General features: G+C 65.7%; 12 protein-coding genes. 4 read left to right on the top strand and 8 right to left on the bottom strand.

Annotation, left to right across the window (positions count from 1 at the left end):
- Window positions 1-34: 34 nt before the first annotated feature.
- The 3 genes from cueR to BLV20_RS11265 form a co-directional block, all read right to left on the bottom strand.
- A complete protein-coding gene (cueR, locus tag BLV20_RS11275; protein ID WP_092301133.1) occupies window positions 35-448 on the bottom strand; it encodes a Cu(I)-responsive transcriptional regulator in 414 nt (137 codons plus the stop codon).
- On the bottom strand, window positions 445-2,841 hold the full coding sequence (locus tag BLV20_RS11270; protein WP_092301130.1) for a heavy metal translocating P-type ATPase: 2,397 nt from the start codon (window positions 2,839-2,841) through the stop codon (window positions 445-447). Before BLV20_RS11270 ends, cueR begins: the two co-directional genes overlap by 4 nt.
- Before the next feature lie 168 nt (window positions 2,842-3,009).
- The gene (locus BLV20_RS11265; RefSeq protein WP_092301127.1) at window positions 3,010-3,393 is read right to left on the bottom strand and encodes a hypothetical protein; all 384 of its coding nucleotides are present in this window, start codon (window positions 3,391-3,393) and stop codon (window positions 3,010-3,012) included.
- Between the two features lie 147 nt (window positions 3,394-3,540).
- On the opposite strand from BLV20_RS11265, the gene BLV20_RS11260 reads away from it, so the two are divergent.
- Window positions 3,541-3,738, top strand: coding sequence for a heavy-metal-associated domain-containing protein (locus tag BLV20_RS11260; RefSeq protein WP_007923288.1), 198 nt, complete (start codon window positions 3,541-3,543; stop codon window positions 3,736-3,738).
- A 97-nt stretch (window positions 3,739-3,835) separates the two neighbouring features.
- Complete coding sequence (locus BLV20_RS11255; RefSeq protein WP_092301124.1) at window positions 3,836-5,032, top strand: multidrug effflux MFS transporter; 1,197 nt, start codon at window positions 3,836-3,838, stop codon at window positions 5,030-5,032.
- A 1-nt stretch (window position 5,033) separates the two neighbouring features.
- Here BLV20_RS11255 and BLV20_RS11250 read toward each other — a convergent pair whose 3' ends face one another.
- The 3 genes from BLV20_RS11250 to BLV20_RS11240 all read right to left on the bottom strand — a co-directional run bounded on the left by BLV20_RS11250 (window position 5,034) and on the right by BLV20_RS11240 (window position 6,699).
- Window positions 5,034-5,213, bottom strand: a complete 180-nt coding sequence (locus BLV20_RS11250; protein ID WP_092301121.1) for a hypothetical protein — start codon at window positions 5,211-5,213, stop codon at window positions 5,034-5,036.
- Window positions 5,214-5,359: 146 nt separating this feature from the next.
- Window positions 5,360-6,373, bottom strand: a complete 1,014-nt coding sequence (locus tag BLV20_RS11245) for a zinc-binding alcohol dehydrogenase family protein (protein ID WP_092301118.1) — start codon at window positions 6,371-6,373, stop codon at window positions 5,360-5,362.
- A 32-nt stretch (window positions 6,374-6,405) separates the two neighbouring features.
- Complete coding sequence (locus BLV20_RS11240) at window positions 6,406-6,699, bottom strand: putative quinol monooxygenase (protein ID WP_092301115.1); 294 nt, start codon at window positions 6,697-6,699, stop codon at window positions 6,406-6,408.
- Window positions 6,700-6,827: 128 nt separating this feature from the next.
- Between BLV20_RS11240 and BLV20_RS11235 the strand changes: the two genes are divergently transcribed.
- Together BLV20_RS11235 and BLV20_RS11230 are read left to right on the top strand one after the other, a co-directional pair.
- Window positions 6,828-7,757 (top strand): LysR family transcriptional regulator, encoded by a 930-nt coding sequence (locus tag BLV20_RS11235; protein ID WP_092302049.1) that lies wholly within the window; start codon window positions 6,828-6,830, stop codon window positions 7,755-7,757.
- A gap of 109 nt (window positions 7,758-7,866) precedes the next feature.
- Complete coding sequence (locus tag BLV20_RS11230; protein ID WP_092301112.1) at window positions 7,867-9,243, top strand: MFS transporter; 1,377 nt, start codon at window positions 7,867-7,869, stop codon at window positions 9,241-9,243.
- 505 nt (window positions 9,244-9,748) lie between these two features.
- Here the strand turns inward: BLV20_RS11230 and BLV20_RS11225 are convergent.
- Window positions 9,749-10,702: an adenosine deaminase gene (locus BLV20_RS11225; protein WP_092301109.1), complete on the bottom strand. Its 954-nt coding sequence runs from the start codon at window positions 10,700-10,702 to the stop codon at window positions 9,749-9,751.
- A 214-nt stretch (window positions 10,703-10,916) separates the two neighbouring features.
- A complete protein-coding gene (locus BLV20_RS11220) occupies window positions 10,917-11,882 on the bottom strand; it encodes a 2-oxoglutarate and iron-dependent oxygenase domain-containing protein (RefSeq protein WP_092301106.1) in 966 nt (321 codons plus the stop codon).
- Between the last annotated feature and the right edge of the window lie 101 nt (window positions 11,883-11,983).

The following is an 11,983-nucleotide window of genomic DNA, read 5'->3' as shown; positions in this document are numbered from 1 at the left end:
GGCCTTTGGCCCTTATCGCAGCCTGCGGCAGCGGCTACAGGTTATGGGGCGTGCAGCATCCGCCGGAGGCCAGGTCCTTGAGGATCGGGCAGTCCGGGCGGTGGTCGCCGTGGCAGTGCTCCACCAGATCCTGCAGGGTGTCGCGCAGCCCGGCCAGCTCGGCGATTTTCTGGTTGAGCTCGTCGATGTGCTGGCGGGCCAGGGCTTTGACATCGGCGCTGGCGCGCTGGCGGTCCTGCCACAGGGTCAGCAGCTTGCCGACTTCTTCCAGGGAAAACCCCAGGTCCCGCGAACGCTTGATAAAGGCCAGGCTGTGCAGGTCGTCGTCGCTGTACAGGCGGTAGCCGCTGTCGCTGCGATGGGCCGGCTTGAGCAGGCCGATGGACTCGTAATAGCGAATCATCTTGGCGCTCAGGCCGCTCTTGCGGGCTGCTTGGCCGATGTTCATCGGGCGTCCTCCGGGTCTTTGGGTTTCCAGGTTTTCAACAGTAGCGCATTGCTCACCACGCTGACGCTGGACAGCGCCATGGCCGCCCCGGCCAGCACCGGGTTGAGCAGGCCGAACGCCGCCAACGGAATGCCGATCAGGTTGTAGACGAAGGCCCAGAACAGGTTCTGGCGGATCTTCGCGTAGGTCTTGCGGCTGATCTCCAGGGCCGCCGGCACCAGGCGCGGGTCGCCGCGCATCAGGGTGATCCCCGCTGCGTGCATGGCCACATCGGTACCGCCGCCCATGGCGATGCCGATATCGGCGGCGGCCAGGGCCGGCGCGTCGTTGATGCCGTCGCCGACCATCGCCACCACGCCGGTCTTTTTCAGTTCGGCGACTGTGGCGGCCTTGTCGGCGGGCAGCACTTCGGCGTGTACGTCGGTAATGCCCAGGGCATCGGCGACCACCTTGGCGCTGCCGCGGTTGTCGCCGGTCAGCAGGTGGCTGCTGATGTGGCGCGCGCCCAGTTGCTGCACCGCTTGCAGGGCGCCGGGCTTGAGCGTGTCGCCAAAGGCGAACAGGCCCAAGACCCGCGGCTGCGGTTGTTGTTCGATCAGCCAGGACAAGGTGCGGCCCTCGGTTTCCCAGGCCTGGGCCGAGGCTGCCAGGTCGCCGGCGAGCAGGCCGCTTTCTTCCAGCAGGCGCCGGTTGCCCAGGGCCAGTTGCCGGCCGTCCAGGGTGCCGGCAATGCCGCGGCCGGTCAGGGACTGGCTGGCGCTGACGTCGGCCACCGCCAGTTGGCGCTCGGCGCACAGGTCCAGGACCGCCTTGGCCAGCGGGTGTTCGCTGCCGCGTTGCAGGGCGCCGGCCAGTTGCAGCAGGCGGTCTTCGTCGCCGTCGACGGCATCCAGGTGGGCGATGCGCGGCGTGCCGGAGGTCAGGGTGCCGGTCTTGTCGAAGACCACGGCGCTGACTTCATGGGCGCGCTCCAGGGCTTCGGCGTCCTTGATCAGGATCCCGTGGCGAGCGGCGACGCCGGTGCCGGCCATGATCGCGGTCGGCGTGGCCAGCCCCAGCGCGCAGGGACAGGCGATGACCAGGACGGCGACCGCGTTGATCAACGCGGTTTCCACCGGCGCGCCATACAGCCACCAGCCGACTAGTGTCGCCAGGGCCAACAGCAGCACCGCCGGCACGAATACCTGGCTGACCCGGTCCACCAGTTTCTGGATCGGTGCCTTGCCGGCCTGGGCGTCTTCCACCAGGCGGATGATGCGCGCCAGCACGGTTTCCGCGCCGAGGGCCAGGGTCCGCACCAGCAGCCGGCCTTCGCCGTTGATGGCGCCGCCGGTGACCGCGTCTCCGGGCTGCTTCGGCACCGGCAGGCTTTCGCCGCTGATCAGCGCTTCGTCGGCGTGGCTCTGGCCTTCGACCACTTCGCCGTCCACCGGGAAGCGTTCGCCGGGCTTGACCAGTACCAGGTCGTTCAGGCGCAGGGCGCTGATCGCCACTTCCTGCTCACGGCCATCGACGACCTGGATCGCCCGTTCCGGGCGCAAGGCTTCCAGGGCGCGGATAGCGCTGGCGGTCTGGCGCTTGGCGCGGCTTTCCAGGTACTTGCCCAGCAGCACCAGGGCGATTACCACCGCCGAGGCCTCGAAATACAGGTGCGGCATGCCGCCGGCGGGGGTAATGGCCCATTGGTAGAGGCTCAAGCCGTAGCCGGCGCTGGTGCCCAGGGCCACCAGCAGGTCCATGTTGCCGGCGCCGGCGCGCACGGCTTTCCAGGCGGCGACGTAAAAGCGCGCGCCGAAGATGAATTGCACCGGCGTGGCCAGGGCGAACTGCGCCCAGGCCGGCAGCATCCAGTGCAGGCCGAAGGGCTGCACCAGCATCGGCAGCACCAGCGGCAGGGCCAGCAGGATCGCCAGCACCAGGGACCAGCGCTCGCGATTCAGGCGTTGTTCCTGATCGTCGCGTTCGGGGTGTTCGGCCTGCCACAGGCTGGCGGAATAGCCGGCCTTGATGACCGCGGCGACCAGGGCCTGGGCATCGACCTGGCCCAGCAGATCGACATGCGCGCGTTCGTTGGCCAGGTTGACGCTGACTCGGCTGACCCCGGCCACCTTGGCCAGCGCGCGTTCCACACGGCCAGCGCAGGAGGCGCAGGTCATGCCGCCGATATTCAGTTCCAGGCTGTGGGCCGGCACGCTGTAGCCGGCATCCTGCACCGCGGCCATCAGCGCCGGCAGGCTGTCGCCGGGCGCCTGGACACGGGCCTGCTCGGTGGCGAGGTTGACGCTGACGGCGACCGCGCCTGCCACTTTGCTCAAGGCACGTTCCACCCGCCCGGCGCAGCTGGCGCAGGTCATGCCGGCAATCGGCAGGTCAAAAGTGGTTGTTTCGGACATCACTGATACTCCCTGTAAACGGTTGTCTACAGGATCAACCTTGCCATGCTGGCAAGGTCAAGCGCCATGGCGCGGGGTGCTTCAATCTGTCTCGGGGGCAAACATCCGGAGCGTCGCCCGTGCCGGCTCCGGGAGGGGCAAGGTGGGCACAGGCGCCGCTGCGTGGCCTCAATATTCCAGCGAGGCGGGCTTGAGGTACAGGCCGGACGGGGTCATGGCGATGCGGTACTTCAGCACGTCGCCAGCCTTGAGGCTGATGTCCTGCGAGCCTGGTGCGAGCATGCCCGGGTTGCAGCCGGGCATCTGCCCCGGCAGCAGTTTCAGGCGCAGCGAGACTTTGCCCGGCGGCAGGTTGAAGGAGGTGGCTTGTTCCTGGAACAGCCGGCCCGCCAACTGGTCCTGGATGTACAGGCCGATTTCGCAGGACGTGGCGACCTCCAGCCGTTCCCGGGAAATAATCAGGACGCCGTAGTCCTCGCCGGCGGCGTTGACCGAAGGGGTTGCCGCGATCAGGCCGAGGAGGCTGAACAGGCTGATAACCGACCAGCGCATGGCTGAATCTCCTAGTGTCGTGTCGTTGAGGGTGAAGCTTGGCCGAGCGCGTCGCCGATTGCCAGCCCGGCAGATGCGTCCGGAACTTGACCTTGTCATGATGGCAAGGTCGAGACTGGCGGCAACCCTCACAACAGGAGAAGCGTCATGCAAGTGTTCAATGTCGAAGGAATGTCCTGCGGTCACTGCGTCCGGGCCATCACCCAGGCGGTGCAGAGCAAGGATCCGGCAGCCAGCGTCAAGGTCGATCTCGGTGCCCGGGAAGTGGGTGTCGAAAGCCGTTTGTCCGCCGACGAGGTGATCAGCCTGATCAGCGAAGAAGGCTACGCGGTCAAGCTGGCCTGACCGGCCTTTTTGATAGTTAGCGACCTATCGGAATGTTCAAGGCCTCCAAGCGCGGATAGACTGTCGGGCTGCCGACCGACCCGCATTTGGATGCCTGATGAACCTTCGCACAATCCTGATTCTCGGCGCCCTGAGCGCCTTCGGTCCTCTGGCCATCGACTTTTACCTGCCGGCGTTCCCGGCGATGGCGCTGGCCTTTGGCACCGATGAACAACACGTTCAACTGACCCTGGCGGCCTACTTCCTCGGCCTGTCCATCGGCCAGCTGGCCTATGGCCCGGTGGCCGATCGCTTCGGCCGGCGCATCCCGTTGTTGGTCGGGGTCGGGCTGTTCACCCTGGCATCCCTGGCCTGTGCCTACGCGCCGAACCTGGAATGGCTGATTGCCGCGCGTTTCGTCCAGGCGCTGGGCGGTTGTGCGGGCATGGTGATTTCCCGGGCGGTGGTCAGCGACAAATGCGACGCGGTGGGTTCGGCCAAGGTGTTTTCCCAACTGATGCTGGTCATGGGCCTGGCGCCGATCCTGGCCCCGATGCTCGGCGGCCTGCTGGTGAATCTCCACGGCTGGCAGTCGATCTTCATCATGCTGACCCTGTTCAGCGCCCTGGCCGGCCTGGCGGTGGCGCTGGGCTTGCCGGAAAGCCTGCCGGCCCATGTGCCGCGCCAGCCGTTGTCCGGAGCCTTGCGCCAGTACGGCCGGCTGCTGGCTGACCGGGTGTTCCTCGGCCATGCCTTGACCGGCGGCATCGCCATCGCCGGGATGTTTGCCTATATCGCCGGTTCGCCTTTCGTCTTCATCAAACTCTACGGGGTGCCGGCCGAGCATTTTGGCTGGTTCTTCGGCATCAACGCCGGCGGCTTCATTCTGGTGGCGCAGATCAATGCCCGGCTGCTGGCCAAGCGCGGCCCGGCATTCCTGCTGGCGCGCACGGTGTGGATCTATCTGCTGGGGGGCCTGGCGCTGCTGGCCGTCAGTTCGCTGCGCCCGGCGCAACTCTGGCCGCTGCTGGTGCCGTTGTTCATTTGCATCGCCAGCCTGGGGTGCATCATTCCCAATGCCTCGGCGTGCGCCATGAACGGTCAGGGCGCACGGGCCGGCAGTGCCTCGGCAATGCTTGGCTGCCTGCAATTCAGCGTGGCCGCCGGTGCCGCGGCGCTGGTGGGCGTGCTGCACGATGGCAGCGCCGTGCCGATGGCCACGGTTATCAGCCTGTGTGGGATTTTGGTGGTGACGCTGGCAATGGCCACCCGCAAATTGCAGAACGCCAGGGCGCTGCAAGCCGCCCAGCTGTAAATCAGCCGGCGGCGCGCTGTTGGCTTTCGGGGAATCGGTGGGGGGCTTGCAGACGTGTTTCCAGGGTATTGGCGAAGGCTCGGGCTTCGGCCTCGCTGCGGAAAGTCACCGCATGCTGGTCGAGTTGAACCTGCCATTGGGCACCTTTGGATTTTGCCAATTCTTTTATCAGGATCTTCATTGCTGACTTCCTCGCGTAAAAGACTGCATTGCAAAGGCCCCCAGTGTAGACCCGAATACGGTCGCAAGTATGACAAGCGACAACTGTCGGACTGACGGCATCCCGCCCCCTTTGCAGAGCGCGCGGGACGCCGTCCGGCCCCCGTCTCAGAAGCCTTCCAGCACGATCTTGCCCTTGGCCTTGCCGCTTTCCAGTAGCGCGTGGGCGCGCCGCAGATTGGCCGCGTTGATGGTGCCGAAATGCTCGCCGAGGGTGGTCTTCAAGGTGCCGGCGTCGATCAGCTCGGCGACGCGATTGAGCAGGTTGTGCTGCTCTTGCATGTCCGCGGTTTCGAACAGCGAGCGGGTGTACATGAACTCCCAGTGCAGCGACAGGCTCTTGCGTTTGAGCTTGGTCACGTCGAGGGTTTTCGGATCGTCGATCAGCGCCAGCCGACCCTGGGGCGCAAGCGCCTCGACCAGCTCGTCCAGGTGCGCATCGGTCTGGGTCAGGCTGGCGACATGGGTGACGCTGGCCTGGACGGCCTTCTTCAGTTCCTGGCTCAGCGGCTGGCTGTGGTCGATCACCAGGTCGGCGCCCAGCTCGCGTACCCAGCGCTGGGTCTCGGCGCGCGAGGCGGTGCCTATGACTTTGAGCGCGGTGAGCTGGCTGGCCAGCTGGGTGAGGATCGAACCCACGCCGCCGGCGGCGCCGACGATCAACAGGCTCTGTTGTCGATCGGCCTGGTCTTCGGCGATCTGCAGGCGTTCGAACAGCAGTTCCCAGGCGGTGATCGCGGTCAGCGGCAGGGCGGCGGCTTCGGCGAAGCCCAGGCTCTTGGGCATATGGCCGACGATGCGCTCGTCCACCACGTGCAGTTCACTGTTACCGCCGGCGCGGGCGATCGAGCCGGCGTAGAACACCTTGTCGCCGGCCTTGAACAGGCTGACTTCGCTGCCCACGGCCTTGACCACTCCGGCCACGTCCCAGCCCAGCACCTTGGCGGCGCCGCCTTCAGGCTGGACGTTCTGCCGGACCTTGGTGTCCACCGGGTTGACCGAGATGGCTTTGACTTCCACCAGCAGGTCGCGCGGGCCGGCGACCGGTTCCGGCAGTTCGATGTCTTGCAGGGACAGCGGATCGTTGATGGGCAGGGAGGCGTAGTAGGCGATGGCTTTCATGGTGGGGTTTCCTGATGACTATAAAGAAGGGCTTAGAGGACCAGCAGCAGGCGCTTGAGCTCGAAATGCTCGATCGCCTCGCGGGTCTGGCTGAGGAAATTCTGGAAGTGCGGCGTAGCGTTGTGAAACTCCAGGGCCGCCTCATCGTCCCAGCGCTCCAGAACATAAAAGGTGCCTGGGGCCTCGGCGTCCTGATGCAGGTTGTAAAACTGGCAGCCGGCTTCTTCGCGGCTCGGCTGCACCAGGGCGCTGAGTTCGCGCTTGAGCACGGCCTGCTGGCCGCTCTTGGCGACAAGGGTGGCGATGGCGGTAAAGGCTTGCGACATGGAAGCTTCCCTCGAGGGTTGGCGTGATAGGGCGGGATGCACAGATCATTGGCCATTTCCCCGGAAGATAAAACCGGCTAAAACAGCAGTCTCTTTCAATATTTTTTTGATAATGCCCGGTGACCCAGATGCTGCGATTCGATGACCTGCAATTGTTCGTGCGCGCCGCCGACCTCGGCAGCCTGTCTGCCGCGGCGCGGGTCATGGACCTGTCGGCGGCGGTGGCCAGCGCCGCGCTCAAGCGCATCGAGCAGCAACTCGGCGCCCGGCTGCTGGCGCGTTCGACCCGCAGCCTGCGCCTGACCGCCGAGGGCGAGGGCTTTCTCGAATACGCCCGCGCCGCGCTGAGCAACCTGGAGGAGGGCCGGCGCCTGCTGGCCAGCGGGCAGGATCAGGTCAGCGGCGTTCTCCAGTTGTCCGCGCCTTCGGATTTCGGGCGCAACCTGCTGTTGCCCTGGCTCGACCAGTTCCAAGAGCAACACCCCCGGCTGACCGTGCGCCTGCTGTTGGGCGACCGCATTGCCGATCTTTTCCGCCAGCCGGTGGACATCGCCCTGCGTTATGGCGAGCCGGAAGATTCCAGCCTGGTGGCCTTGCCTGTGGCGCCGCAGAACCGCCGGGTGCTGGTGGCCGCGCCCGACTACCTGGCCCGCCATGGCGAGCCGCGTCAGCTGGAGCAACTGGCCCAGCACAATTGCCTGCTCTACATGCTTGGCAGCCGGGTGCATGACCATTGGAGTTTTCACGACGGCAAGCGCGAGGTCGGCCTGACGGTCAGCGGCGATCGTTTCAGCGACGACGCCGATGTGGTGCGCCTGTGGGCCGTGGCGGGGCGGGGGATCGCCTACAAGTCCTGGCTCGATGTGTCGACCGATGTGCTGGCCGGGCGGCTGCGGGTGCTGCTGCCGGAACTGCGCTGCGAACGGGCACCGCTGAACCTGTTGTGCGCGCATCGGGCGCAGTTGAGCAAACCGGTGAACCTGCTGCGGGATATGTTGCAGGCGCGCTGCGCCGAAATCTGGGCGCATTACCCGACGCCGGCCCTTGCCGATCAATGACCCCGGCCGGCGGCGTCGTTGCGGGGTGCGGGCAGGTCGTATCCAGCACTGAGCGGCGGCGTCGATCTTGCACACTCAATTGCAGACCATTCAATCGGGGGGACGGGGCATGGCAAGTCAGGGATACAGTGCGGCGGAGCGGCTGGAACGCTTGCCCATCAGCGGTTATCACCGAGTCATTTTCATCATCATCGCCCTGGCGTTTTTCTTCGACTCCATGGACCTGGCGATGATGACGTTCCTGCTCGGCTCGATCAAAGCCGAGTTCGGCCTGAGCACGGCCCAGGCCGGCCTGCTGGCCAGTGCGAGTTTCTTCGGCATGGTGGTGGGCGCGTCCTTGTCGGGCATGCTCGCCGACCGCTTTGGGCGCAAGCCGGTGTTCCAGTGGAGCATCGTGCTCTGGGGCATCGCCAGTTATCTGTGCTCCACGGCGCAGACGGTGGACAGCCTGACCCTGTTCCGGGTGCTGCTGGGGATCGGCATGGGCATGGAGTTTCCCATCGCCCAGTCGATGCTGTCGGAGATGATCCCGGCCAAGCGACGCGGGCGGTATATCGCCTTGATGGACGGTTTCTGGCCGCTGGGTTTCGTCGCGGCGGGCGTGCTCTCGTACTTCCTGCTGCCGCTGATCGGCTGGCGCGACATCTTCCTGGTCCTGGCGATCCCGGCGGTGTTCGTGCTGGCGATTCGTTTCTTCATTCCCGAGTCGCCGCGCTGGCTGGAGCAGGCCGGGCGGCACGCCGATGCCGACCGGGTGCTGCGGCAGATCGAGGATAAGGTCCGTGCCTCGTTGCAGCGCGCGGATCTGCCCGAGCCGGTGCGCCTGCCGCGGGTGGACAGTGTGCCGGGGCACTTTTTCTCGGCCTTGCGCGAAATCTGGTCGCCGCTCTATCGCCAGCGCACCCTGATGATCTGGAGCGTGTGGTTCTTTGCCTTGCTGGGTTTTTATGGCCTGACGTCGTGGCTCAGTGCCTTGTTGCAGCAATCGGGTTTCGCCGTGACCCAGTCGGTGTACTACACGGTGCTGATTTCCCTCGGCGGGATTCCCGGCTTCCTCATGGCCGCCTGGCTGGTGGAGCGCTGGGGGCGCAAGCCGGTATGCGTGATCACCTTGCTGGGCGGTGGGGTCATGGCGTTCTTCTACGGGCAGAGCGCGGTGTTCGGCGGCAACGTGGCGCTGCTGATCAGCTCCGGCCTGTTGATGCAGTTCTTCCTGTTCGGCATGTGGGCGGTGCTCTACACCTATACGCCGGAGCTGTACCCAACGTCGGCACGGGCCACCGGTTCGGGGTTCGCCTCGGCGGTGGGGCGCATCGGTTCGCTGCTCGGGCCTTTGGTCACCGGCGTGGTGTTCCCGATGACCGGCCAGGGTGGGGTATTCGCCCTGGGCGCGTTGTGTTTCGCGGTCGCGGCTGCGGTGGTCTGGCTGTTCGGGATGGAGACGCGCGGTAAGACCCTGGAGGAACTGAGCGAAATTGGCACCTGACCCGTAGCCGCTGCCGCAGGCTGCGTTAGGTCCGCAGGACCTCAGGCGTCATTGAGATCGCTGCGACCGTTCCGGTCGATCGCAGCCTTCGGCAGCGGCTACATGGTTGCGGGCGTGATTGGGTGGTGGGATGAAGGCCCGGCAAAGCGCTGGAGGAGTTGAGCGAAATTGGCAGCTGACCTGTAGCCGCTGCCGCAGGCTGCGATAAGGTTCGAAGAACCTTCCAGGCCCCAAGAGCGGCGCCCGCTACGTCGGAATGCCGCCCAGGTCGATCGCAGCCTTCGGCAGCGGCTACATGGTTGCGGGCGTGATTGGGTGGTGGGATGAAGGCCCGGCAAAGCGCTGGAGGAGTTGAGCGAAATTGGCACCTGACCTGTAGCCGCTGCCGCAGGCTGCGTTAGGTCCGCAGGACCTCTGGCGTCATTGAGATCGCTGCGACCGTTCCGGTCGATCGCAGCCTGCGGCAGCGGCTACAGGGATCGCGGGCAGTCTGCCCGCGAGGGGGTTATGGCTTGACCAGGCGTGCATCCAGGCTGTTCTGCGCCAGGCGCTTGGCCTGGTCCTGGGTCATGCCCAGGTGGGTGTACAGCGCGTGGAAGTTCTCGGTGACGTAGCCGCCGAAATAGGCCGGGTCGTCGGAGTTCACGGTGACCTTCACCCCGCGTTCGAGCATCTCGAGGATGTTGTGCTGCGACATGTGGTCGAACACGCAAAGCTTGGTGTTCGACAGCGGGCAGACGGTCAGCGGGATCTGCTCGTCGATGATGCGCTGCATCAGCCGCTCGTCCTCGAAGGCGCGCACGCCGTGGTCGATGCGCTGGATCTTCAGCAGGTCGAGGGCTTCCCAGATGTATTCGGGCGGGCCTTCTTCGCCGGCGTGGGCGACGGTCAGGAAGCCTTCGCCGCGGGCACGGTCGAACACGCGCTGGAACTTGCTTGGCGGGTGGCCCATCTCGGAGCTGTCCAGGCCGACTGCGACAAACGCATCACGGAACGGCAGCGCCTGATCGAGGGTTTTCTGCGCTTCTTCTTCGCTCAGGTGGCGCAGGAAGCTGAGGATCAAACCACTGGTGATGCCCAGTTGCTGCTCGCCATCCTTGAGCGCGGCGGCGATGCCGTTGAGCACCACTTCGAACGGGATGCCGCGGTCGGTGTGGGTCTGCGGATCGAAGAACGGCTCGGTATGAATCACGTTCTGCTCTTTGCAGCGCAGCAGGTAGGCCCAGGTCAGGTCGTAGAAATCCTGCGAGGTGCGCAGTACGTCCGCGCCCTGGTAATACAGGTCGAGGAATTCTTGCAGGTTGTTGAAGGCGTAAGCCTTGCGCAGGGTTTCCACATCGCTCCAGGGCAGGGCGATCTTGTTGCGTTCGGCCAGGGCGAACAGCAGCTCGGGCTCGAGGGATCCTTCGAGGTGCAGGTGCAGTTCGGCCTTGGGCAAGGCGTTCAGCCAGTCGTACATGGGTGTGGTCTCATCAGGTGCAGTCGGGCGCTGCGTCAACGTATTGCGCTCCATCATCCTGCGGCGAAAAGCCTACCGCAAGGTTCGATGACAGGCGCCGTGCCCTCGGTGTCCCGAGGGCTGCGCGGGCGGGCCAGGTTTCACCGCGTCCGTAAGGGCAGGCATTCTACCGCCGGGCGCTGAAAGATTCGGCAAAACCTGATCGACCGCTGGATCACACGGCCTGCTGCTCGCGCCGGTAGGCGTAGGTGTCGGCGAACCGCGACAGCAGGAATTCGGCGCAGGTGGTCACCGGGTATTTGGGCGGGTGCGCCGCATCCTGGCAGCCGGGCAGACATTCGATGCGCGTATCCGGATGGGGCTCGGCGAAGAACGGCATCGAGTAGCGGTCCACCCCCAGCGGGCTGATCACCCGGTGCGGCGTCGACAGGTAACGGTCGTTGCTCCAGCGCGCCATCATGTCGCCGAGGTTGACCACGAAGGTGCCCTCAATGGGTGGCGCGTCGATCCACTGGCCCTGGACGTTGCGCACCTGCAGGCCGCCGGCGCTGTCCTGGTAGAGCAGGGTGATGCAGCCGTAGTCGGTATGGGCGCCGGCGCCTTGCTGCTCCTCGCTGCTGGCGGTATGCCGCGGCGGGTAATGGATCAGGCGCAAGACGCTGACCGGCTCCTTGAAGCGGCTGTCGAAAAAATCGCGCTCGATGCCCAGGGCCAGGGTCATGGCCCGCAGCAGGGTCTGGGCCAGGGCCTGCATGTCCAGGTAGTGCTGCTCCATCAGGGTTTCCCAGCCGGCGATATTCGGGTGCCGGTTGCTGCCGCGCAGCGGTTTTTCCGCGAGCACCTCGGGATGTCCGGCCGGCAGGTGCAGGCCCATGTCGAAGGTTTCCTTGAGGTCGCTGGGCTTGGCCGGGTCCAACTGCTCGGTGGCAATCGCGCCATAGCCGCGATGGTGGCGGGTCTGGGTGATATCGATCTTGAGTTTCTCGGCGGCCGGCAGGGCGAAGAAATGCCGGGCGGCGTCGAGCAACTGGTCGATGCGCCCGGAGCTGATCGGGTGGCCCTTGATATAGAAGAACCCCCACTCGCGGCAGGCGCGGTCGATCTGCTGGGCGACGCGGCTCCAGCCGTGGGCGTCGTCGCCGTAGAGCGGGCTGATGTCGATGATTGGCAGCTGGTTCATATAGATGCTCTCAAAGTAATCACTGCCCTGTAGCCGCTGCCGCAGGCTGCGATCGACCGGAACGGTCGTGGCGGTCTCAAGGACGCCGCAAGTCCTTGGAC

Source organism: Pseudomonas sp. NFIX28 (assembly GCF_900107395.1).
Lineage (GTDB): Bacteria > Pseudomonadota > Gammaproteobacteria > Pseudomonadales > Pseudomonadaceae > Aquipseudomonas.
The sequence above is the reverse complement of the archived record's forward strand: the minus strand, read 5'-3'. Positions and strand labels throughout refer to the sequence as shown.

Bases quoted from the DNA above. Each gene is read 5' to 3' on its own strand.
- cueR (WP_092301133.1), bottom strand. From the start codon at position 448: ATGAACATCGGCCAAGCAGCCCGCAAGAGCGGCCTGAGCGCCAAGATG.
- BLV20_RS11270 (WP_092301130.1), bottom strand. From the start codon at position 2,841: ATGTCCGAAACAACCACTTTTGACCTGCCGATTGCCGGCATGACCTGC.
- BLV20_RS11265 (WP_092301127.1), bottom strand. From the start codon at position 3,393: ATGCGCTGGTCGGTTATCAGCCTGTTCAGCCTCCTCGGCCTGATCGCG.
- BLV20_RS11260 (WP_007923288.1), top strand. From the start codon at position 3,541: ATGCAAGTGTTCAATGTCGAAGGAATGTCCTGCGGTCACTGCGTCCGG.
- BLV20_RS11255 (WP_092301124.1), top strand. From the start codon at position 3,836: ATGAACCTTCGCACAATCCTGATTCTCGGCGCCCTGAGCGCCTTCGGT.
- BLV20_RS11250 (WP_092301121.1), bottom strand. From the start codon at position 5,213: ATGAAGATCCTGATAAAAGAATTGGCAAAATCCAAAGGTGCCCAATGG.
- BLV20_RS11245 (WP_092301118.1), bottom strand. From the start codon at position 6,373: ATGAAAGCCATCGCCTACTACGCCTCCCTGCCCATCAACGATCCGCTG.
- BLV20_RS11240 (WP_092301115.1), bottom strand. From the start codon at position 6,699: ATGTCGCAAGCCTTTACCGCCATCGCCACCCTTGTCGCCAAGAGCGGC.
- BLV20_RS11235 (WP_092302049.1), top strand. From the start codon at position 6,828: ATGCTGCGATTCGATGACCTGCAATTGTTCGTGCGCGCCGCCGACCTC.
- BLV20_RS11230 (WP_092301112.1), top strand. From the start codon at position 7,867: ATGGCAAGTCAGGGATACAGTGCGGCGGAGCGGCTGGAACGCTTGCCC.
- BLV20_RS11225 (WP_092301109.1), bottom strand. From the start codon at position 10,702: ATGTACGACTGGCTGAACGCCTTGCCCAAGGCCGAACTGCACCTGCAC.
- BLV20_RS11220 (WP_092301106.1), bottom strand. From the start codon at position 11,882: ATGAACCAGCTGCCAATCATCGACATCAGCCCGCTCTACGGCGACGAC.